The 21,814-nt window shown below is 60.1% G+C and carries 20 protein-coding genes; 8 read left to right on the top strand and 12 right to left on the bottom strand.

Annotated features, from left to right (window positions below; all coding sequences use genetic code 11):
• Positions 1-293 precede the first annotated feature (293 nt).
• Positions 294-1,265, top strand: a complete 972-nt coding sequence (locus R8871_RS01590; protein ID WP_175048739.1) for a hypothetical protein — start codon at positions 294-296, stop codon at positions 1,263-1,265.
• Positions 1,262-1,657: a hypothetical protein gene (locus R8871_RS01585; protein ID WP_246287306.1), complete on the top strand. Its 396-nt coding sequence runs from the start codon at positions 1,262-1,264 to the stop codon at positions 1,655-1,657. Before R8871_RS01590 ends, R8871_RS01585 begins: the two co-directional genes overlap by 4 nt.
• A gap of 88 nt (positions 1,658-1,745) precedes the next feature.
• On the opposite strand, the gene R8871_RS01580 is transcribed toward R8871_RS01585, so the two are convergent.
• The 5 genes from R8871_RS01580 to uxuA all read right to left on the bottom strand — a co-directional run bounded on the left by R8871_RS01580 (position 1,746) and on the right by uxuA (position 8,317).
• Positions 1,746-2,138 carry a 2-oxoglutarate dehydrogenase gene (locus R8871_RS01580; RefSeq protein ID WP_233465074.1) on the bottom strand — a complete coding sequence of 131 codons (393 nt, stop codon included), beginning with the start codon at positions 2,136-2,138 and terminating at the stop codon, positions 1,746-1,748.
• Positions 2,139-2,199: 61 nt separating this feature from the next.
• Positions 2,200-4,047, bottom strand: coding sequence for a S10 family serine carboxypeptidase-like protein (locus tag R8871_RS01575; RefSeq protein WP_175048738.1), 1,848 nt, complete (start codon positions 4,045-4,047; stop codon positions 2,200-2,202).
• 474 nt (positions 4,048-4,521) lie between these two features.
• On the bottom strand, positions 4,522-5,739 hold the full coding sequence (locus R8871_RS01570; protein ID WP_175048737.1) for a sensor histidine kinase: 1,218 nt from the start codon (positions 5,737-5,739) through the stop codon (positions 4,522-4,524).
• A gap of 136 nt (positions 5,740-5,875) precedes the next feature.
• Positions 5,876-7,192 carry an MFS transporter gene (locus R8871_RS01565; RefSeq protein WP_175048736.1) on the bottom strand — a complete coding sequence of 439 codons (1,317 nt, stop codon included), beginning with the start codon at positions 7,190-7,192 and terminating at the stop codon, positions 5,876-5,878.
• 84 nt (positions 7,193-7,276) lie between these two features.
• Entirely contained in the window at positions 7,277-8,317 is a 1,041-nt protein-coding gene (gene uxuA, locus R8871_RS01560) for a mannonate dehydratase (RefSeq protein WP_175048735.1), read from the bottom strand.
• Positions 8,318-8,591: 274 nt separating this feature from the next.
• Between uxuA and R8871_RS01555 the strand changes: the two genes are divergently transcribed.
• Together R8871_RS01555 and R8871_RS01550 are read left to right on the top strand one after the other, a co-directional pair.
• Positions 8,592-9,323: a FadR/GntR family transcriptional regulator gene (locus R8871_RS01555; protein WP_175048734.1), complete on the top strand. Its 732-nt coding sequence runs from the start codon at positions 8,592-8,594 to the stop codon at positions 9,321-9,323.
• A gap of 414 nt (positions 9,324-9,737) precedes the next feature.
• Entirely contained in the window at positions 9,738-10,898 is a 1,161-nt protein-coding gene (locus R8871_RS01550; protein ID WP_175048733.1) for a porin, read from the top strand.
• Positions 10,899-11,039: 141 nt separating this feature from the next.
• Here the strand turns inward: R8871_RS01550 and R8871_RS01545 are convergent, their stop codons facing one another.
• Entirely contained in the window at positions 11,040-11,933 is an 894-nt protein-coding gene (locus R8871_RS01545) for a LysR family transcriptional regulator (RefSeq protein WP_175048732.1), read from the bottom strand.
• 116 nt (positions 11,934-12,049) lie between these two features.
• Here R8871_RS01545 and R8871_RS01540 point away from each other — a divergent pair, with 116 nt between their 5' ends.
• Both R8871_RS01540 and R8871_RS01535 read left to right on the top strand, forming a co-directional pair.
• Positions 12,050-12,925, top strand: a complete 876-nt coding sequence (locus tag R8871_RS01540; RefSeq protein WP_175048731.1) for an aldo/keto reductase family oxidoreductase — start codon at positions 12,050-12,052, stop codon at positions 12,923-12,925.
• Positions 12,926-13,040: 115 nt separating this feature from the next.
• Positions 13,041-14,195, top strand: a complete 1,155-nt coding sequence (locus R8871_RS01535; protein WP_246287303.1) for an acyltransferase family protein — start codon at positions 13,041-13,043, stop codon at positions 14,193-14,195.
• Between the two features lie 150 nt (positions 14,196-14,345).
• On the opposite strand, the gene R8871_RS01530 is transcribed toward R8871_RS01535, so the two are convergent.
• Positions 14,346-15,260: a LysR family transcriptional regulator gene (locus tag R8871_RS01530; protein WP_175048729.1), complete on the bottom strand. Its 915-nt coding sequence runs from the start codon at positions 15,258-15,260 to the stop codon at positions 14,346-14,348.
• A 70-nt stretch (positions 15,261-15,330) separates the two neighbouring features.
• Between R8871_RS01530 and R8871_RS01525 the strand changes: the two genes are divergently transcribed.
• Complete coding sequence (locus R8871_RS01525) at positions 15,331-16,107, top strand: NAD(P)H-dependent oxidoreductase (protein WP_175049932.1); 777 nt, start codon at positions 15,331-15,333, stop codon at positions 16,105-16,107.
• A 237-nt stretch (positions 16,108-16,344) separates the two neighbouring features.
• Positions 16,345-17,187, top strand: a complete 843-nt coding sequence (locus tag R8871_RS01520) for an alpha/beta hydrolase (RefSeq protein ID WP_175048728.1) — start codon at positions 16,345-16,347, stop codon at positions 17,185-17,187.
• A gap of 22 nt (positions 17,188-17,209) precedes the next feature.
• Here R8871_RS01520 and R8871_RS01515 read toward each other — a convergent pair whose 3' ends face one another.
• The 5 genes from R8871_RS01515 to R8871_RS01495 all read right to left on the bottom strand — a co-directional run bounded on the left by R8871_RS01515 (position 17,210) and on the right by R8871_RS01495 (position 21,766).
• Complete coding sequence (locus R8871_RS01515; protein ID WP_175048727.1) at positions 17,210-18,157, bottom strand: alpha/beta hydrolase; 948 nt, start codon at positions 18,155-18,157, stop codon at positions 17,210-17,212.
• Positions 18,158-18,159: 2 nt separating this feature from the next.
• On the bottom strand, positions 18,160-18,672 hold the full coding sequence (locus R8871_RS01510; RefSeq protein ID WP_175048726.1) for a thioesterase family protein: 513 nt from the start codon (positions 18,670-18,672) through the stop codon (positions 18,160-18,162).
• A gap of 112 nt (positions 18,673-18,784) precedes the next feature.
• A complete protein-coding gene (locus R8871_RS01505) occupies positions 18,785-19,750 on the bottom strand; it encodes an L-carnitine dehydrogenase (protein ID WP_175048725.1) in 966 nt (321 codons plus the stop codon).
• Between the two features lie 75 nt (positions 19,751-19,825).
• Positions 19,826-20,755 (bottom strand): BKACE family enzyme, encoded by a 930-nt coding sequence (locus R8871_RS01500; RefSeq protein WP_175048724.1) that lies wholly within the window; start codon positions 20,753-20,755, stop codon positions 19,826-19,828.
• 57 nt (positions 20,756-20,812) lie between these two features.
• On the bottom strand, positions 20,813-21,766 hold the full coding sequence (locus R8871_RS01495) for a choline ABC transporter substrate-binding protein (RefSeq protein WP_175048723.1): 954 nt from the start codon (positions 21,764-21,766) through the stop codon (positions 20,813-20,815).
• Positions 21,767-21,814 lie beyond the last annotated feature (48 nt).

The raw sequence follows: 21,814 nt of genomic DNA, 5'->3' as shown, positions 1-21,814 counted from the left end.
ATCGAACCCTAGGACATGCGTATTTCGGAAAAGTGTCGCGGCGGTGTCGAAGCTGGCCTGCTGAGGTGCCTGGCCCCACGCGCGGCACGGGCGCAGGCTGCCCTGAAACAATTTATGTCGGCTTATGTCACGACGCCTTCGAATCGCCCGGAAAGCCTTGCGCAGCGGGCCTCTGTCATGGTGAAACAGGGTGACATATCTTCCCTGCTGATTAAATCCAGGCGTCCTTCTATAGTCCGTTTGTCGCCACGCCGCAGTGCCGAAAAGTGGCCCGAAATCAAGAAGGACATACCGTGAAAAACTGTTCGTTCGTCGTCGCCGCCGCACCAGCCGCCGCTTCCCCTGCCTCCGTGACCTCCGCCTCATCCGTACGCGGCGCGCTGCGCAAGCTCGCGCTGACTGCAACCGTTACCGTGCTCGCGCTCAGCAGCGCTTCCGCTTTCGCCTGGTCGCAGCACGGCACCGCCTATACGTCGCGTGGCACCTATAACGGCGCGCGTTACGGCTCATGTGGCGGCGGTAGCTGTTCGCATGCCGGCGGCGTGGTCGGCCCCTACGGCGGTCTGGCGACCAACACGGGCACAGTGACCCGCAACGCACCGGGCCAGTTCTCGAATTCGGGCACCGCGACCGGACGCTACGGCAATCAGGTCCAGCATGCCGGTGACACTAACTGCGCGGGCGGCACATGTTCCCACACCGGCACCCTCACCGGACCGGACGGTAAAACAGCCACGACCTCTGGCGATGTGACCAAAACCGCGCCCGGCCAGTATTCGTCATCCGGGTCGGTTACGGGCTCGAACGGCAATACGGTCAACCACTCGGCATCGACCAGTTGCGCGGGCGCGTCGTGCTCACGTTCCGGCACGGTGACCGGATCTGATGGCGGAACTGTCAACCATTCCGGCACGGCAACGCGTGTAGCACCGGGCGTGGTGACGACATCGACGAGCGCGACGGGCACGCATGGCAACACCGTGACGACGAGCGGAACGGTCACGACTACCGGCGTTGTTACGACGGGCAGCACGACGGTCGTGGTTGCACCGAAGCCGGTTGTTGTCGTACCGCCTCCAGTCGTCGTTCCGCCGCCGGTTGTGTATGTGCCGCCGCCTCCGGTTGTCTACGTTCCGCCGCCGCCCCCGCCGCCGGCTGTGTATGTCGCTCCGCGTGTTGTGTATGTGGCTCCTGCGCCGCGACCTGTCGTGTGGGTGCCGGGGCACTGGGTGGGGAATGTGTGGGTGCCGGCGCACTGGTCATGAGTAAAAACGTGCGAGTGAGAAGCGGCAAGGAGGCCGGCCGGATCGGTCTGCAGTGGCGGAGCGAGGAGGGAAGTGCTCAGGCGCTGCGGCCACGTTACAACGCGACACGCACACGAACGCTATGCAAGTTCGGTGCGTTGGCAACGATGATCGTTGCAACAGGGATAGCGATTGCAGTCGGTGAGGGCATCGCAAGCACTGAAACACCTGCTGTGCACCGAACGATTGAACCTGAACAGGACTGTTCGGCGAAATACGCAGCGTTGCTCGACCTCGCCGAACTGGTGAGACGTGATGGCAAGTCGTCCGAAGTGGTGATGCGGGGACTGAGCGACCGCGGCGGCGCAATGGGCGACTGTTTGCCGGCTGGCCGGAGCGTCGCGGCGAAGTAAACGAAACGCGCGAATGGCTGGATCAGCCATTCGCGCTTGTCAAAAGCGGCCCTTCAGAGAAGGTACGCCGTTGACCCAAGTCCGGCCGCTACCGGCCTTGCTGCTGCAGATACTGCCTGACGTCGCTCATGGTCACACTTCCTTTGTGGCTCGTATCGATCTGATCGAAGTGCTTGGCAACGTAGCCGAGCCCCGCGGTCTGAGCCTGCGTTTTCGTGACCGCGGCGCCATTGCTGAGAGCCGTGTTCGCCCCCAGTCGCGCTTCAAGCCGCTGCTGGGCTTCCTGCTGCAATGCCGTGCCGGTCGACGGCGTGACGGGAGCAGCACGGTTTTGAGGGAAGAACGGACCGTCGACTCCTCTGGCCCCGTTTGGCGGCGTCGCCGGCGCTACCGCTTGCGGCGGTAACGCATGCGCGCTGCCAATAAAGCAGCCGAGGACGATCAACGGTGAGACACGCCGCAACATATCGAAAAGGGACATGATGACTCGCATTGATTGAGTGAATAGAGTATCGCGAACGAGGCACATCGCGTCAGTTCAGTCAGGGTGCCGTGGCTTGCGCCGTGGCAGTAGCGGTCGGCTGACTGGCGGGGCTCTCGTCGCGCCACGGCGGCGGCAGCGTCCAGAGGGCGAGCGCATCCGGAAGCGGCGTGCCGCGGTAGAAGCGCACCAGATCCCGTTTCATCAGCGGACGGGCGACGTCATCCAGATAGATCATATGCCCGCCCTGGAAGAAGTTGACCTGCAAATCCGGATTCAGACCTGGTACCGTCTGCAGCCGTGCCAGTTGCTTCTCGGTATTGAAGAACGGTGTGGCCAGATCATGAAAGCCGTTTTCCGAGAGCACCTTGAGCTGCGGGTTGAGCGTCAGCGCGCCCAGCAGATCCGGGATCGTGTCGGGCAAGGGCTGTCCGTCATGCGAGAAGTCCCACACGTTGATGATGTTGTCGTTCAGCGGCAAATAGGTCGCGTTCGGCGCCGTGTAGCCGAGGTAGTCAGGCATCTGCGTCGCCAGAGCCGTGGTGAACGGCTGGGAGATCAGGATGTCGGACGGGTCCCCATCGTTTTGCAGACGCGGATCCGAGTTCGGCAATGACACGCGTCCGTCGTACCGGCCGATCGTCGTGCCCGGTATGAGGCTCGTCGAGAACGGATTGGCGCCGAAATAACCTTGCAGCGCCTGCAGGGTCAAACTGGATGGCAAGGCCCACGACTGGAGCGTTTTCGCATTGGGAAATACCGGTGTGCCCAGCGCGTCCGGTATACCCAGCTGACTGAGCACCCACGACTGCGAATACCGCCTGAACCGGTTGTATTCGTTCGTGACGAACAGGCTTGCCTGGTAGGCGTAAAGGTCCTGATTGAGCGGTGCCGGCGACACCTGGTTGTAGTAAGCCGCGACTTCCGCGTAGCCAGGGAAATAGCCCGCGAGCGTATCCGTATCCAATGCCAGCGCGCTGGTCGAGTTCGTAATGGCGACGGCCTCGATCGCATCCGCGAAATAGTTCAGGATTGCAGACTGGAGGACGATGCCGGTCAGATGCACGCCGGCCGATTCAAGCGCCAATGCGAGCATGTCGGTTCGCGGTGTGCCATACGACTCGCCGTACAGATAGATCGGTGAACTGCTGCGACTGTTGACCGTCAGATAGCGCTGGATAAAGTCGCGCATGATGTTGACGTCCGCGTCGGTCGTCCAGTACTTCTGGTTCGTATTCGGCAGAATCGCCTCGGACAGACCGGTTCCGGGCGGGTCGATGAAGACCATGTCCGTGGTGTCGATCAGGCTCTCCTTGTTGTCGACGAGCGGATAGTTCGGCCAGTTGCCGAACACCGGGTCGGGCGTGGCGACTCGCGTCGGTGCGAACGATCCGAGCCGCAGCCAGATGGAAGAGGATCCCGGACCGCCGTTATAGACGAACGTGACAGGCCGCGGCGAGCCGTTCGTACTCGGCACGGTGTACGCGACATAGGACATCGTGGCTTCAGGGTTGCCGCTCGAATCGGTGGCCGTCAAATGGCCGGTCGTGGTGGTGTAGTTGATCGGAGTCCTGCCCTGGGTCCACTGGTAGTGCATGACCGCGGCTTTCTCCGAGGCCTGAGCCGGTGCGAGGCCATCGGTGGCATTGCCCGAATAGGCGACCGGGTCGATATAGGTTTGATTGGCCGTTGGTGCTTGCGATTGCGCAGCGGCCTGCGCGCTGAGTTGCTGATTCGCCGCAGTCTGTTGCATGCTCACAGCCGTGCCGGAGGACGAACCGCCGTCCCCTCCGCCGCATCCGCCGAGAAGCAGGGTCGCGACCGCTAATGTTCCCAGGCTCGTTACCAGGCCCGGCAGCCTGTTCTGGCGATGCTGGCTATTGCCGGAAAGACGCTCGTCTCGTTTCATCTCTATCCTTGGTGGTGGGTTCAGATACCGTTTCACAAAGGCCGCTATCGCCGATGAAAATATATCGGAGTTCGAAATATTAGCGATGCATCGTCGGCATGCAGCGGTGAGACCAACTTACTTCAAAGCGCATAGATTCAGATCTCTATGCAGTATGCGTAGAATAACTAAATATCTGATTTGGATATTCCGGTTCTTTTCGGGGCATTTTCCGCAATCGAATATTCGTATATTGGCGGCAGATGAAAAATAGGTGACGCCACCAGCCTTTGTCAAGGATGTACCGGATTTCCGTAATTGCAACTTCGGGAAATTGTGCTTGAAGTCGCGTAGGGGCGGGCTAGTCCGGGCGTGGCGCGTGTGTGAGTTAATCGATTATTTATTACGAAGTTAAATGTATTTGTTTGTTAATCGTAATAATTAAAATGTCCTGATCATCCGGTTGTGACGCCGGATGCCTGCGGGTAGTTAGAGTTATTCGGCTTCGGCCTGCGCGAGCGGGAACCGGATCTGGAACGTCGTCCCAACGCCTTCGTGTGACGCAAAATCGATCTGGCCGCCCAGCACGCGGCAGAGCTCCTTGACGATCGCAAGGCCGAGACCCGTGCCGGGAATGTCGTCGCCTGCAGCGCGTTCGAATTCGTCAAAAACGCGGTTCGCATCCGCAGGGGCGATGCCCACGCCGGTATCCGACACGCGAATCGACCAGTGCTCCGCATCAGCAATGGTGAAGGCAAGCTGGATCTCGCCGGACTTCGTGTACTTCGTCGCGTTGGAGAGCAGATTGACTGCAATCTGCTTGAGCTTGAGACGATTGGACGTGACAACGGATAGCGCCGGATCGAACGCTGTGTGCAACGTCAGTCCTTTGGCCTCGATGGCCGGGCGCGAGGAGGCGACGAGTTCGTCGTAAAGCGCATGCAGATCAACCGGCTCGACTGTGTTCGGCGTGCCGTCACCGAGCACCACGGAGTACTCGACCATCTGGTCGACGAGTTGCTTCATGTCCGAGGCTTGCCGGTTGGCCAGTGTCAGCGCCATATCGGCCTTTGAAGGCGCCCGTTCGATCAGTTGCAGCGCAATTGAAAACGCGTTCAGAAAATTGCGCAGATCGTGAACCACGCTGCGGGTGATCTGCATGCGCGATTCGTAAAGATCGCCGACCAGCCGCTGCTTGAGCGTCAGTTCGTGATTGGCGCGCTCGAGCCTGCCGGTGTACTCATCGATCTTGCGGTCCCGTTCGCTGACCACCTCCTTGATCGACGTGAGCGTCACCATGCTGAGTGCTTCCGCGATCAGGCGCCGCGCCCGTCCTTCATGGCGGCGCGTGAACGTGCTGTCCTGGTCGGCGAATTCTTCCAGCGCGTCAGCGAGCACCTGATGGAACAGATCGAGCTCGCGCACGAGTTCCTCGATGCGGTAGCCCTGACGCCAGCGGACCAGGCCGTGTTTTCTCGCATCGCGTTCGATTGCCGGCTCGACGCGTTCGAGATCTTCGACGTCGAGCGCAAGGCACAGTCCTTCGAGAATTTCCGGCAGGTGATCGGCGAGCTGTTGATAGGTGAGCTTGTCCGCTTCGACGAGGTCGACATCGCCGAAAACGGTTTTCATCCATTGCGCGGTCAGGCGCGTCTGTTGCCCGCGAACGAAATCGGCAAATTTGCGCAGCGGGGTAACGCGTGTTTCAGTCATAGTGGGCGCATCGGAGGGAGGTTTCTAACAGAAGTTTCTGCCCAATTATGGCCGCAATTGCTGATTGTGAAACACCTCTTGCATAAGACGGGCCAGATGAACGCGAAGCTCAACCCGGCGGCCCCGATTTTATTGTTCAAGCGGCTTCGTGTCTGGCAATCTTTGCCGTTCGGGCACGCGGGAGTAGAGGCAAGGGCTCGACCTTACCGACAACGAACAGATACGACAGGGCGCCGACCACGCATAGGGAGCCCGCAACCATCAGCGGAATCACAAACGAACCCTTTGTGATCGCCAGCATGACCCCGGTAAATGTGGTGATAAAAATCCCGGCGAGATTCCCTGCAAAGTTCTGGATGCCGCCGAGCGATGCCACATGAGCGGATGTCGGCGCCACTTCGCCAACAAGCGTCCACACGTTAGCGCCGGCGAACGACAGGCTGGCATAGGCGAGGGCGAACAGCGCCAGACACGCCCACGTGCTTTGAACCAGTACCGACAACGCGATCGACGACGAAAGAAGCATGCCGATCACAAGGCAAGTCTTGCGAGCCGCGGTTGCGCTCCATCCGCGTTTGAACAGGCTGTCCGACACCAGGCCGCCAAGCCAGCCGCCAGGAATGGCCAGCAGCGCCGGCAGCATGCCCCATGTGCCGAGTGACGCGAGCGAGAATCCACGCGACTGCAGCAGATAACTCGGGAACCAGGTGATGAAAAAATAAATCGCGAAGTTGAGGCAGAACAGCCCGATCATCATGCCCCACACCGTGCGATAGCGGAACAGATCGAGCCACGACACAGTGCCGGCGTTCTCGTCTGACGTAACGGCTGCGGCAGGGGCGGCGCGCTGTGCCAGCAAGGCGTCGACGGCGGCAGGCGCAATAGCCCGGTAGCGCTCCGGGTCACGATAGATGAACCACCAGGCGAGCGCCCACACCACACCAAGGCCCCCCGTGATCACGAACGAGCCGCGCCAGCCGACAAGGGATATCAACCACGCAACCAGAGGTAGCGAGAGCGCCGAGCCGACGCGCGAGCCGCTGTCGAAGATGCTGCTCGCGAGCCCGCGCTCGCTGCGCGGAAACCAGTTGAACGCAACCTTGGCGAACGACGGAATCGCCGCGGCTTCGCCGACGCCGAGCATCAGCCGCACGCCCACGAGTTGCGCGAGGCCGCGAGCCGCGCCGGTGGCGATCGTGAAGGCCGACCACCAGCCGACCGCCAACGCCAGACTCACACGCACGCCGACCTTGTCGATGAACCAGCCGGCCGGCAGCTGCAGGAATGCGTAGGTCCAGAAGAACGCGCTGAGCACGAGCCCCATGCCGACCGCGCCCAGACCCAACTCCGCGCGAATGCTCGGCGCGGCGATCGCCAGGTTGGCCCGATCGACGAAGTTGATGACGTTGGCGAGGAAACACATGAAGATCATGGTCCATCGGATGCGCGGCATGGGAGTCTCCGTTTTTTATAGCGTTATGGCGGCGCCGGCTGGCAGTGCGCCGGCGCCTTTGGTCTGGATCGTTCTATTCGGGCTTCAGGAAAGCTTGTCCATCGCTTCCCACAAACCGTTGATATACACGGCACCGAGCGCGCGATCGTACAAGCCGTAGCCGGGCTTGCCGGTTTCGCCCCAGATCATGCGGCCATGGTCCGGGCGGAAATAGCCGGTGAATCCGGTGTCGTGATACGCCTTCACGATCGCGGCAATATCCAGCGAACCGCAACTGGACAGGTGGGCTGATTCTTCAAAATCGCCCTCGGGCGTGATCTTCACATTGCGGATGTGCGCAAAGTGAATGCGCCCCATGCCGCCGAATTCGCGCACGAGTGCTTCCACGTTGTTTTGCGGTCCGGCGCCGAGCGAACCGGAGCAAAGGGTGAGGCCGTTCGCCGGCGAGTCCACGATCCCCACGATGCGCGCGAGGTCGTCGCGGTTCTTCACAATACGGGGCAGTCCGAAGATCGGGCGCGGCGGGTCGTCCGGATGAATGGCCATTTTCATGCCGCATGCTTCCGCGACAGGAATGATCGCTTTCAGGAAATATTCCAGATGCTGCCAAAGCCTGGCTTCGTCGACTTCGCGGTACTCGGCGAGCAGCGCTTTCAATTGTTCGGGCTTGTAGCTCGAATCCCAGCCGGGTAGCGCAATGCCGTTGTCCGGATCGATCTCGTCGATTTCCTTCGTGCTGAACGCAAGGCACGTCGAACCGTCTTCGAGCGTTTTTGACAGCTCCGTGCGGGTCCAGTCGAACACCGGCATGAAGTTGTAGCAGATGACCTTGATGCCTGCTGCCGCGAGGTTCCGGATGGTTTGCTGATAGTTGGCGATGAGACGGTCACGGCTTGGCTTGCCGAGCTTGATGTCTTCATGCACGGGCACCGACTCGACGACTTCGAACCGAAGACCGGCCGCTTCGATCGTCGACTTCAGGGCAGCGATCTTGTACGCCGGCCACACTTCGCCTACGGGCTCGTCGTAGATGGCGGACACGATATCCGTCATGCCGGGAATCTGGCGAATGTACTGCAGCGTGACGGGATCGGACTCGCCGTACCACCGGAAAGACATCTTCACGACTTCACTCCTTGGATTGATTGCACCAGCCCTGCTGGCTCGGGAGGGGACGCGTCGCCCGGTCTCCCGATTCAGGCGGATTATGATTGGTTGACCAATTCGAATCGATAGTGGTTTACCAGTCTATGGATGTGCCGAGCCTTGTCCCTGAACGATGAGCAAGCGGTTGACTGCGGTTTGAATGAAGGGAAAGCTGCTGGTTGACGAAATTGGTGTACCATTTTTGCGCGAGGGCCGCAGGTGGCACCTCGCTATGCCTATCCACGAGCACTTGATGACCGATTTCTCCACCCAGCCATTTGCCCACAGACAGGACGCCGAAGCCGCGGACCGTTCGTACATCGGCCTTGCGAAACAGATTCACGCATTGATCGCGGCGTCCGGGGAGTTCGAAGCGGGCTCGAGATTGCCCTCGGAGCGCACCCTGGCCGACAAATTCAGCGTGAGCCGCACGCAGGTTCGCGAGGCGATCATCGCGCTGGAGGTGCAGGGCGTGGTCGAAGTGCGCGGCGGGTCGGGCATCTATGTGTCGGCGGGCATCGGCGCCAAACCGGTGACGTTCGAACTGCCACGCGGGCCCGGTCCGATCGAAACGTTGCGAGCGCGCGCATTAATCGAGTCCGAGGTGGCGGCGCTCGCGGCGACCGAGCGCAAGGACAGCGACCTCGACCGTATCTTCTCCGCGCTCACCACGATGCGTGAGCAGATGCATGACAAGCAGGCTAACGACGCGGCTGATCGTCAGTTTCATATGCGCATTGCCGAAGCGACCGGCAATGCGGTCCTGTTGCATATGGTCACCGCGATGTGGGACTGTGCGCGCAGCGATCCGCTGTGGGCCAAAATCGAGGAACACTTTCATACGCCGGCGATGCGGGCGGCGTCACAGGAAGATCATCAGCGTATCTTTGCTGCCATCATGGGCCGCGATCCAGTTGCTGCGCGCGAGGCAATGCAGTCGCATCTGTCACGCGTGGTGGGGGAGTTTACTCAAGCGTGGCGATAAGCGATAAGCATGCGCGCCTTTTAAGCTTGATGCGGCACGTTGTCTGAATGTGCCATTTGCGTGTTCTTTTCGCACCACGCCATTTTTATTTTTGACGCGGAATTTATTTTCGCTGTCATATGATTGCACTGTTCGTTTTCGGCAGCGCCTCGCAAGATGCGCCTGCGTAATTCAATTGAAAACCATGCTGTAGTCAGCACGCGCTATCCACACGTTATTAAATGCGCCACACGCAATAATCAACAAACAATATCGGATGTTTTTGCAATTCGCACGGCGCCGGCCTGCGAATGCGTTGCCTATCCGTTGCCTATGCGTTCGTAGATCCTGTTGGCGGCCAATGCGCTCGCCAGTGGGAATCGAACGCACACAATTAATTACGTTCAACATCGCTCAATCACGGAGCCAACAGGTATGAAAAAATCTCTACTCGTGGTCGCGCTTTCCGGCGCCTTTGCTATTTCGGCGCATGCGCAAAGCAGCGTGACGCTCTATGGTCTCATTGATGCAGGATTGATCTACACGAACAATCAGGGCGGACATAGCAACTGGCAGGAAGTGAGCAGCTCAACGCAGAACACGGTCTTCGGTCTCAAGGGTTCGGAAGATCTCGGTGGCGGCTTGCACGCGGTCTTCAAGCTGGAACAGGGATTCCTGCTGAACAACGGCGCCCAGGCTTTCTCCGGCGATGGTTTCGGTTCTCAGGCGTGGGTCGGTTTGCAAAGCGATCCATACGGCACGGTGACGTTCGGCCGCCAGTTTGATGTGATGAACGACCTGGTCGGTCCGCTCACGGCGGAGTTCAACACGTGGGGCGGCAACATGGCGGCGCATCCGTTCGAGAACGACAATCTTGCCGGCAATTCGGTCGTTTTCAACAACACGGTCAAGTACACGAGCCCGACATTCAGCGGCGTCACATTCGAAACGATGTATGCCTTCAGCAATAAGGCAGGCAGCTTCGCGAACAACCGCTCATACGGCTTCGGTGTGTCCTATGCGCAAGGGCCTGTCAATCTTGCTGCCGGCTACCTGCAATTGAACAACGCAGGCAGTGCGGGCGGCGCCGTTACCACGGGCGACACCAGCGCGAACTTCCTTGCACAGCGCCAGCGTATCTGGTCGCTTGGTGGCAACTACACGTTCGGGCCGGCTACCGTAGGCCTTGTCTGGAGCCATACGCAGATGGACAACGCGTCGGGCGTCTTCTCGTTCGGAACCGGCACTTACCTCGGTGCGAACGATGCTTCCGCCGGAACCCTGAGCGGCTCGTTGCGCCTCGACAACTACGAAGCGAACGTCAAGTACGCGCTCACGCCAGCGTTGAGCCTATCGGGCGCCTACACCTACACGCATGGCGCTTATAACGGCTCGTCGCCGGGATGGAATACGGGGATGCTTCAGGCCGACTATTCGATCAGCAAGCGCACCGACTTCTATCTTGAAGGCGTCTATCAGAACGTGCACGGCGCACCGGCTGATTCCGTGCTCTCGCATGCCATGATCAACACGCTCTCGCCTTCGTCGTCGAATACGCAAGTGGCTGTTACGGTGGGGATGCGTCACGCATTCTGATCGGTCTCGCGTTACGCGACCCGGTATGACGGATGCCTGCACTTTGGCGGGCATCCGTCGACACTGAGAGTTTCACGCGTGCAATGGCTTTCACGGCCTCTAAACATCGAACCGCTATAAGGCGCAGTTAAACGGTTCACGCTAAGCACGCGCCTTCAGGAAATCGATAAATACGCGCAACGGCGCCGGCAAGTGACGCCGGCCCGGATAGTACAGAAACGGCCCCGAAAAACGCTGCCACCACGGTTCCAGAATCGGCTCCAATGCCCCGCTATCTAGATGCGGGCGCAGCATGTCCTCGAACAGGTGAATCACCCCCACGCCGGCGACAGCGGTGCTGACCGCAAGGTCGATTGCAGCGCCGGGTCTGACGAGAAGCGGTCCCGACGGATTCAGTTGCACCACTTCGCCGTCGCGCTCGAAATACCACGTTGGCGTACCGCCGCCGGCAAACTGGCCACGCAAGCACGCGTGAGCCAGCAGGTCGCGTGGATGCTCAGGTCTGCCATGGGCATCGAGATAACCCGGCGCCGCGGCGGTAGCGAAGCGCTGCACACGCGGACCGATCGGCATCGCGATCATGTCCTGCTCGAGCCGCTCGTCGTAGCGAATGCCCGCATCGCAACCAATTGACAGCACATCGACGAAACCATCCTCCACCACCACCTCCACGCGTATGTCGGGATAGGCCTTCAGAAACTGGGGAATGACGGTCGGCAACACGATGCGTGCGGCGCTCGACGGCACGTTGAGTTTGAGCGTGCCGCTCGGCTTGTCCCTGAACCGGTTCAGGACATCCAGCGCGGCTTCCATCTCGCTGAACAATGGCGTCAGCTTTTCTAGCAGACGCAGTCCGGCTTCTGTCGGGGCCACGCTGCGCGTGGTTCGATTGAGCAGGCGCATACCCAGCTTTGCCTCGAGACGACGCACGGCAATGCTCAGACTGGAAGCGGAGACGCCGCTGATGCGCGCGGCGTCGCGGAAACCGCCGGCGCGCGCGACCGAGACGAAGGCGGCAAGGTCGTTGAATTCCATGGCTATTGTTCGAAATGTTTAACAACCCGTTCAATTTAGGCCGGATTATCGAACAACGCAATCGTCGTCATACTGCTGCTCAACCCCTCATCTCATCGCACCTCAAGGAGCGCGCTATGTCGAACCTCACCTCCGTGGACACATATTCGCTGGCTGGCCATTCCGTTCAACGCATGGGCTATGGCGCCATGCAACTGGCCGGACCCGGCGTATTCGGGCCGCCGAAAGATCGCGACGCAGCGATCGCCGTGCTGCGTGAAGCGGTGGCGTCGGGCGTCAATCACATCGATACGAGCGACTTCTACGGACCGCACATCACCAACCAGCTGATTCGCGAGGCGCTGCATCCTTATCCGGATGATCTCGTGATCGTCACCAAGCTTGGCGCGGTTCGTGGCAGCGATGGCTCCTGGCTGCCGGCGCTTGAGCCGGAAGATATCGAGCGTGGCGTTCACGACAACCTTCGCAATCTCGGTGTCGATGCACTCGATATCGTCAACATGCGAATCATGGGCGACGTGCATGCCCCCTCCGAAGGGTCGATCGAAAAGCAGGTCGTGGCGCTTGCCGAACTTCAGCAGCGAGGGCTGGTTCGCCATATCGGCCTGAGCAACGCGACCGCGGCTCAGGTTGCCGAGGCACAGGGCATCGCGGAGATCGTCTGCGTGCAGAATCACTACAACCTCGTTCATCGGGAAGACGATGCGCTGGTCGATGAACTGGCAACGAAGGGCATCGCCTACGTACCGTTCTTCCCGCTTGGCGGATTCACACCGATCCAGTCGTCAGCGCTTTCCACGATCGCGCAAACGATCGGCGCGACGCCGATGCAGGTGGCGCTCGCGTGGCTCCTGCATCGCGCGCCGAACATCCTGCTGATTCCGGGTACTTCGTCGGTAGGGCATCTGCGGGAAAACTTGCAGGCAGCACAGTTGAAATTGACTGACGAGGTGCGCGCTGAACTGGATGCGATTGGCGAATCGCACAGGTAATTCTCGCCAAACTACCCAAACGTTCCGCCATCGCAGCAGGAATTGCCGCATGGTATGCAGGTTTGACCGGATTGCGATGGTAGATTGAGCCCCGCGTAATCAGGAGGCGATGCTGATGGCGGTGAACCTGAACCAGTCCGGCGGTGCGTTTCCCGCGTTGACCAGTATCCGGTTCATGGCCGCATTGGCGGTCGTCCTCTCGCACTACTCAGAAAATCAACTCCTGCCGTTGCCGGCCTCCGTCTTTAACTTCCTGGACGGGGGCCGTTCCGCTGTGTCGCTGTTCTTCGTCCTTTCAGGTTTTATTCTTACTTTCACCTATCGCGACAAACTTGTCCGCGGAGGCGCTCGTACTTTTTACGAGGCACGTATCGCACGGATCTATCCGGTGATCCTGCTCGGCCTCCTGATGTGCGTTCCAGTGGTGATCTACCTTGTGCATGCTGGCGATGCTTCGCTGATGCTGAAGTGGTATGCCATCAAGGGTGCAATCTACCCCGCATTGGCCATTAGCCTGATTTGCCAACTGCTACTGCTCAATGCATGGTTTCCTTTTTCAGCCATCAATCAACCCTGGAACGGACCGTCCGACAGCGTCTCCTGCGAGGCATTCTTTTATCTACTGTTTCCGTTTCTGGTGCGCAGGATGGCTGGGTTGAGGCCCGCGCGGCTCGCATTTTTTTGCGTTGCATTGTGGCTCACGACTGGAGTGTGGATTGCGCTGCTGGATGCCTATATGCCGGTCTCACGCAGCGGCGCCATGATTTACGCCATGCCGGTGACGCGACTCGCTGAGTTTGTCATGGGCATCTGTTCGGCTCTTTTCTATCAGCGCCTTCAGGCAGGCGCCGGATCGCAGCATGTCCGGGGGAAGGCGCTTGTGGCCCTGGCTCTGACTGGGCTCGTGGGACTGAGTGCATGGAGGCCTGTGTCGCCTTCGTTCTTCCTCGACGCTCCTTTTTTTGCCGCGCTGATACTTGGCCTCGCGCTACTGGAGCGGCCTGTGGTCGGCATATTGAGCTGGCGGCCTCTGGTGCGGTTGGGCGAGGCGAGTTACTCGCTTTATCTCACGCACATGCCCATCGCGCTCTGGTCGTTGATGATCGGATTCGGGCGCTCGAATGGATGGATCGTGATCGTCTTTAGCGTGCTGGTAAGCCTGCTCTGCTTCAAATTTTACGAAGAACCCATGCGCAAGCGCATCAAGGCACGCTTTGCAGATATGACGACGCGGGTTCCCAGTGGCGAACCGGGACAGTCTGTGATTTGATTTGAATGGCTTCGTTGCAGACGGCCACGCTTCTAAAGCAGGCCAGGCCAATCGTGGATACGGGATGGAAGGGCGGTCGATTCGAGCGTCGCGATTTTCAGCCACTCATCGCGTTGACACCGATCCAGGCTTCGGCCCATCGACGAACATTCAGGTCGCCACCGCCTCCACGATGCACTCCCGCAGCCATTGGTGCGCCGGATCGCGATGGGAGCGCTCGTGCCAGAGCATCGCCATTTCATAGCCCGGCACCTCAATCGGCGCCTCGACGACCCTGAGCGCGCCATTGCCGCGCACCAATCGCGCCGGCACCATCGCCACGAGGTCCGTGCTCGCCAGGACTGACATCACGAACAGGAAGTGCGGAACCGAAAGCACAACCCTGCGCGTGAGACCCACCTCAGCCAGTGCCTCATCCGTGACGCCGCTAAATCCGCCACCATCCGGCGACACGATCACTTGCTCCAGTTTACAGAACTGCGCAAGCGTTGGCCGACGCTTCAGGCGCGGGTGATCCGCGCGGCCCGCCAGTACGTACCGCTCCTTGAAAAGCACTCGCCCGCGCAATCCGGGCGGCGCGCCTTCACTGGTATGGAATGCCAGATCGATGTCTCCCTGTTCCGCCTGCTTCGCGATGCGTGGCGGAGCAGCTTCCACGATCGCGAGCCGGGTGCCGGGCGCCGCCGCGCGCAAGCTGGACAGGACGGGCAGCAGGATTGTGGATTCGGCGTAATCCGTCGCGGCAACGCGCCACGTATGACTCGCTTCGGCCGGATTAAACGGGCTGGCCGGCGACACCGCGTGCTCGAGTGCATCGAGCGCCTGGCGCAAAGGTTCGCGCAATTCTTCGGCTCTCGCGGTGGGGCGCATGCCTCGGGGACCCGGCAGCAACAACGGGTCGCCAAAGATGTCCCGCAGCTTGGCAAGATGCACGCTCACCGAGGGCTGCGAGAAGTTCAGGCGTTCGGCTGCGCGGGTCACATTGTGCTCCGACAGCAAGACGTCGAGTGTCACCAGCAGGTTGAGATCCAGTCTTCTGAGATTATTCATGGCAATACCTGACATATTGGTTATTCATTTCCAATATACCGGCAAGGAACCTATCGTGGTGCTTTCTTGCAAAGGAGCTCAGGTCATGAATGTTCTTATCGTCTATGCACATCCGGAACCCCGGTCATTGAACGGGTCCCTTAAGGACTTTTCGGTCAAGCGTCTCGAGGATGCCGGACACATTGTCCAGGTATCCGATCTGTATGCGATGAACTGGAAAGCATCGCTCGATGCAAACGACAGCCTGGACAGGCAACCGGGTGCGCGTTTCGATCCCTCTCTCGATTCGAAGCGTGCTTTCAAAGACGGACGGCAAAGCCAGGACATCGCACTTGAACAGGAGAAGCTGAGGTGGGCGGATGCAGTGATCCTGCAGTTTCCGCTGTGGTGGTTCTCGATGCCTGCGATCCTGAAAGGCTGGGTGGAACGCGTCTATGCATATGGCTTCGCGTATGGCGTCGGGGAACATTCAGACGCGCGCTGGGGCGACCGTTACGGGGAAGGCAGCATGGCGGGCAAGCGGGCGATGCTGGTTGTGACAACAGGCGGTTGGGAGTCACATTACAGCCCGCGTGGTATCAACGGTCCGATCGACGACGTGTTGTTCCCCATCCAGCACGGCATTCTGTATTACCCCGGTTTCGACGTTTTGCCACCGTTCGTGATTCATCGGACAAGCCGGATCGACGAAGCACGATTTGCAGGAGTGCAAGACGCACTCGGCAAACGTCTCGATGACCTCTGGAAGACTGCGCCGATACCGTTTCGCCCGCAGAACGCTGGCGCATACGACATCCCGGCGCTCACACTGCGGTCTGATGTTGCTGCGGATCAGATCGGCTTTTCAGCACATATTGAATAAGATGGGTCACGTTCCCCACATTCGTGCGCAGGGCATAACGGTTAAATAGACATCGGTTAAATAAACGTTCGGTTTGGGCCGCTCCAGCTCCCCCAGGAATGGCACCAAGCTGACGGGACCGTATGCTTCATTGAAATTTGGTTGTAAGTCGCCGTTGTTAGAGTCATTGACAGAATTTTGCCGCTAGATGCCAGACAGTGTTCTTTGGACACATAGAAAGGGGGAGAGCGACAAACCATGAAAATGAATCGTGCGTTCTGGCTCATTCTGACGCTGCTGTTCACGAACCCGGTCTGGGCGTTCCAGTCCAGGGTCGTCACCATTCCCAGCGCGGCCATGCATAAGTCGTTCGAGGCGACGGTGGTGCTGCCTGACCAATACACGCACGGTAAAGCGGCCGATCGCTTTCCGGTCGTCTATTTGCTGCACGGCTCAGGCGGTGACTACACCGACTGGACCACGAATTCGCACATCGGCAAACTGGCCGACCGCTATCACGTGATTCTCGTTATGCCGGACGGCGGTCACGAGAGCTGGTATATCGACAGCCCAGTCGATCCGCGCAGCCGTTACGAAACTTATGTAGGTACAGAAGTCGTCGGATATATCGACACGCATTTCCGTACGATTGCGACGCGCCAGGCGCGCGCGATTACAGGGTTGAGCATGGGCGGGTTCGGGGCGCTCCATATCGCGCTTGACCGGCCGGACGAATTCGGCGCTGCAGGAAGTATTAGCGGCGCGGTCGATCCGCGCGGATGCGAGGATGAGCCCGGGATCGATCAGGTGTTTGGGGATCCGGCTCGTCACGCCGACTTCTGGAACAACGAGGCGATTGTCGAGAACGCCCGTAGTTTCGGAAATGCGCATATTGCGCTGACGATCGATTGCGGGGTGAACGATTCGCTTGTTCAGTCGAACCGGATGCTGCATGCGCGGCTTGTCGAGTTGGGCGTGCCGCATGATTACGCGGAGCGCCCTGGCGGCCATACGTGGAAGTACTGGTCGAATGCGGTGCAATACCAGGTGCTGTTCTTTGCCAGTTCATTCAAGCGGAATGGCGGAGCGGCGCAGACGTGATGCGTGCATGGCTCGAGAATCATCACTGCATGTCTGAATGCTCGATTAGAAACTGGCAGACAGTGTGATGCATTGCCTTCACGCCGGGACTCGATTCGAGCGCACGCCAGCACCCGTGTACGAGTCCGGTTCCAATCCATAACCGGGCCTGCCCATCAGCCGCATTGACGCGTTCGACAAACACCCTCGCGTCGTCCCGCAACGGATCGTGTTCAACACCTACGGCAAGTGTCGGCGGGAGTCGGTCGAAGCGTGCCGCGTCGAGCGGTATCGTCCACGCGGGATAGGGCGGCTGTTCGCCCCAATACAGATCGCGAAACGCATGGACGTTGGCAAGCGTGAGCATCGGCGCGTGCGCTTCGCTTTCGCGCGCAGGCATTTGTGGGTCGGTGCCGAGCATTGGATAGACGAGTGCAAGGCCGCGCACGCCTTGAATATCGTCATCGCGCAAGCGCATCGCGACGCTGGCAGCAAGTGTGGCGCCGGCACTGTCACCCGCCAACTGCAGTGCGCCACGTGAGAGCGAATCGAACGGCAACTGGCCTAAGAGTACGGCGAGCGTAATCTCCAGGCAATCGTCATGCGCCGCCGGGGCGCGGTGTTCCGGAGCCAGCCGGTAATCGACCGCAATCACATCGAGTCCAGTATCCGCGGCAATTCGTGCGGTTACGATCTCGTGACTATCCAACGAACCGAGTACGAAGCCGCCACCGTGAAAATACAACACGGTGCCAACAGGCGTTCCGCTCGCCTTTCGACGATTCCGATAAAGCCGCAGTTTGATCAGATGGCCGGCTCTTGCGCGAAACACAGCGTCTTCGGTTGTCACATCGGCTGGCAAAGGCGGCGTGAGCGCCGCAGCATAGCGCTCGTAAATCGTGCGCTGCTCGCTCGGCGGCAATGAAGTCGAATGCCCGGCATAGATGGCAGCGGTCCGTTCGATAAACGCAGCGATCTCGGGCTCAAGCATGCTCACACCTCGTTACTATTACGCGGCGACTTGACCGGCAAGGCGATCACGCGGCCTGCAAACCTGGCCGCCGGCAACACAGTATGCGCTTCTGCTAACGACCGCACGCGCGCCTCGACATCCAGGTCGAAGGCAACAGCGCGCGGTCCGCTGGTATCGACGTGCAGCAGCATCTGTTCGCCTGCGGCCACTGGTTCAACGCCGTCATCAGCGAACATTTCGAGGTAGAGATGCAACCGCTTCGCATCATGCCCAAGCACGCGCATATCGACGCGAACCTGCACCCCCTCCTTGATTTCATGCAGGTAGTTGATATGCGCTTCGAGTGTATAGATCGAGCGGCCGCGTTCCTTGCGCACTGAATCAGGCAGCCCGATCACATCAATCAACGCATCAGTCGCGAAGCTGAAAATCAGCATGTAGAACGCGTCGCGCAAATGGCCGTTATAGTCGACCCACTCGGCGCGCACGACGTCGCGATAGCAGGGCAGTGAAGCATGGTGCGGCGTAGGCATATGCAATCGCTTCCTTTGTCCTATGAACGGTGCTGGCCGCTGCAATCTTGTGCCGCCGACGCATCCCGACACATCCCGGCGCAGCGGGGCGTCTTTCGGCGCACAGTAAGTATCACTCCGTGGAAAGTATGCCGTGCCGCGCCTTGGCTTCTCCGATGGCCGCCAGCACACTCGTAATGCAATCGTCCCGATAGCGTTCAAGCTGCTTGATCGAGCGCGACCCCACCTGATCGGACGTTCCGTCCACCACCCGGTCGATCAATTCGTCAGTAAGCTGCGGCGCTACCAGTTTAGTCCACGGCAGTTCCAATGCGGGTCCAAACTGCTGCATGAAGTGCCGCATACCCGCATCGCCGCCCGCCAGGGTGTAGGTCAGGAACGTGCCCATGAACGACCAGCGAATGCCCGCGCCGAAGCGGATGGCGTCGTCGATTTCGCCCGTGGTCGCCACGCCTTCGTTGACCAGATGCAGCGCCTCGCGCCACAGCGCTTCAAGCAAACGGTCTGCGATAAAGCCGGGTACTTCCTTGCGCACGAGAAGCGGACGCATCGACAGCGAACGATAAATCTGCATCGCGGCGTCGATGGTGGCCGGCGCGGTACGTTCGCCGCCGAGCACTTCGACGAGCGGCAGCAGATACACCGGATTGAACGGATGCCCGACGATACAACGCTGCGGATTCACCGCCCGTGCGTAGAAATCGCTCGGCAGCAGACCGGAGGTGGAGGAGGCGATGATCGCATCCGGCTTCGCCGCACGGCTGATCTGCTCATGTAACGCGAGCTTCAATTCTTCGCGTTCAGGTGCGCTTTCCTGAATGAAGTCCGCCTGTTCGACACAGGCTTCAATCGTATCGACGAAACGCAACCTGTCGGCCGTTGCACCCTCGGCGAGGCCAACGCGTTCCAATGCCGGCCACGCGTTCGCAATGTTCTCGCGCAACTGCTTCTCCGCGCCGGGAGCGGGGTCCCACGCGACGACGTCGAGTCCGTGCGCGAGCGCGCGCGCTACCCAGCCGCTGCCGATCACGCCCGCGCCGATTGCCGCAAATGTTTTGATGTCGACGATTACTGCCATTGCTGATGTTTCCTTTGCCTATGAGTTCTCAGGTTCCGCAGCGCTCTATATGATGCGCAACGGTACGCGACATCGTCACGCGTACTGTCCCGCGGCACGCCGCTCCAACTGCCGCTCGCCGCGCGCGGGCAGGCCGAGTTTGCGACGGCCTTCGGCCGGTGTCAGCGCGCGGCCGCCGAGCCGCTCGATGATCTCGACCGCGCGTTGCACCAGTGTGCCGTTCGTTGCATGCACACCTTTATCGAGCCAGATGTTGTCTTCGAGGCCGACACGTACGTGGCCGCCGAGGAGCATCGCCTGCGCGACCATGGGCATCTGCATGCGGCCGATGCCGAAGCCGGCCCATTGCGCGCCGGGCGGAAGGCTGTCCGCCATCGCTTTCATCGTCGTGGTATCGGCGGGCGCGCCCCATGGAATGCCGAGGCAGATCTGAAACAGCGGAGGCGCGTCGAGCAAGCCTTCCTTGAGCAATTGCTTCGCGAACCAAAGATGTCCGGTATCGAAGATCTCCAGTTCCGGCTTCACGCCGAGTTCCTGGATTCGCTGCGCGCCGGCCCGCAATTGGGCAGGCGTCGACACGTAGATGTAGTCGCCGTCGCCGAAATTGAGCGTGCCGCAATCGAGCGTGCAGATTTCCGGCAGCAGTTCCTCGACATGCGCGAGCCGCGTCAAGCCTCCGACGAGGTCGGTTCCCGCGCCGAAGCGCATCGGGTCTTCGCCGGGACCGATCTCGAGATCGCCGCCCATGCCCGCCGTCAGATTGATGATCACGTCGGTGCCCGACGAGCGGATCCGGTCGACAACCTCGCGATACAACTGCGGATCGCGGCTGCCGCGACCGGTTTTCGGATCGCGCACGTGGCAGTGCGCGACGGTGGCGCCGGCTTTCGCGGTTTCAATCGCGGCTTCGGCGATCTGCTTCGGCGTGACGGGAATGGCCGGATGCTTGCCGACCGTATCGCCCGCGCCTGTGACCGCGCAGGTCACGATGACTTCATGATTCATGCGTGCTAGTTCCTGTGGATTGAAATGCGCGACTGGATGGATGCAGGCCGGGCCGGCTTAAAGCCCGAGATAGGCTTTCACCGCCGGCAAGCCATCTTTCCCGTCATACGTCTTCACGCCTGCGAGCCACGCATCCAGTACTTGCGGGTTCTTCTTTAGATACGCTTTGGCTGCATCGGTGGGCTTCTCCTTGTTCATCACCGATTGCATCACCACGTTTTCCAGTTGCGTCGAAAAGCGCAGATTGCTCACGAGCTTGCCGGCGTTCGGGCAACGCGTCAGAAAGTCGGGGGACGTCAGCGTATAAACGCGTGCTTCGCCATCGTTCGGACCGAATACGCCGTCGCTGCCGGTGAGGTATTTCATGTCGATCTGGATATTCATCGGATGCGGTTCCCAGCCGAGGAACACCACCCATTTCTTCGCGCGAATGGCGCGATCCACCGACACCAGCATGCCCGCTTCACTCGATTCGATCAGCTTGAAATCGCCGAGGCCGAACTGATTGCTGGCGATCATTTTCTGAATCGCCGCGTTCGCGCTGCTGCCGGGTTCGATGCCATAAATCTTCCCGTCGAGCTGATCGCGGTGTTTGGCAATGTCGGCGAACGTCTTCAGGCCGGCGTCGTATTCATAGCTCGGTACGGCGAAGGTCGCTTTAGCGCCAGTCAGGTTAGGCGGTTGCAGCACCTGAATCGACTTCGAATCGATGAACGGCGTGATCGCTTTTTCCTGCACCGGCCACCAGTAGCCGAGCGATACGTCGAGCTGTTTGCTCTTCAGACCCGCGAACGAAATCGGCACTGACGCAACGGTCGTCACAGGCTGATAGCCGAGTCCCTCGAATACGGTCGATGCGAGCGCCGTGGTCGACGTGATGTCGGTCCAGCCGATGTCGGCGAAATGCACCGCACGACAGGTGGAGGGATCCTGTGCGAGTGCCGGCGACGCGGCGACGACGGTCGCCAGACAGGCAAGATGGGCAAGCAAGGCTTTGACGCGTAACTTCATGACGTTCCCCCTTCGGACACGTTGAACAGCGTGTTGCGAAATGGCCGC

The sequence above is a fragment of the Paraburkholderia sediminicola genome (assembly GCF_902859805.1).
Lineage (GTDB): Bacteria > Pseudomonadota > Gammaproteobacteria > Burkholderiales > Burkholderiaceae > Paraburkholderia > Paraburkholderia sediminicola.
Note: the sequence above shows the minus strand (reverse complement) of the source record. Positions and strands in the feature narration are given on the sequence as shown.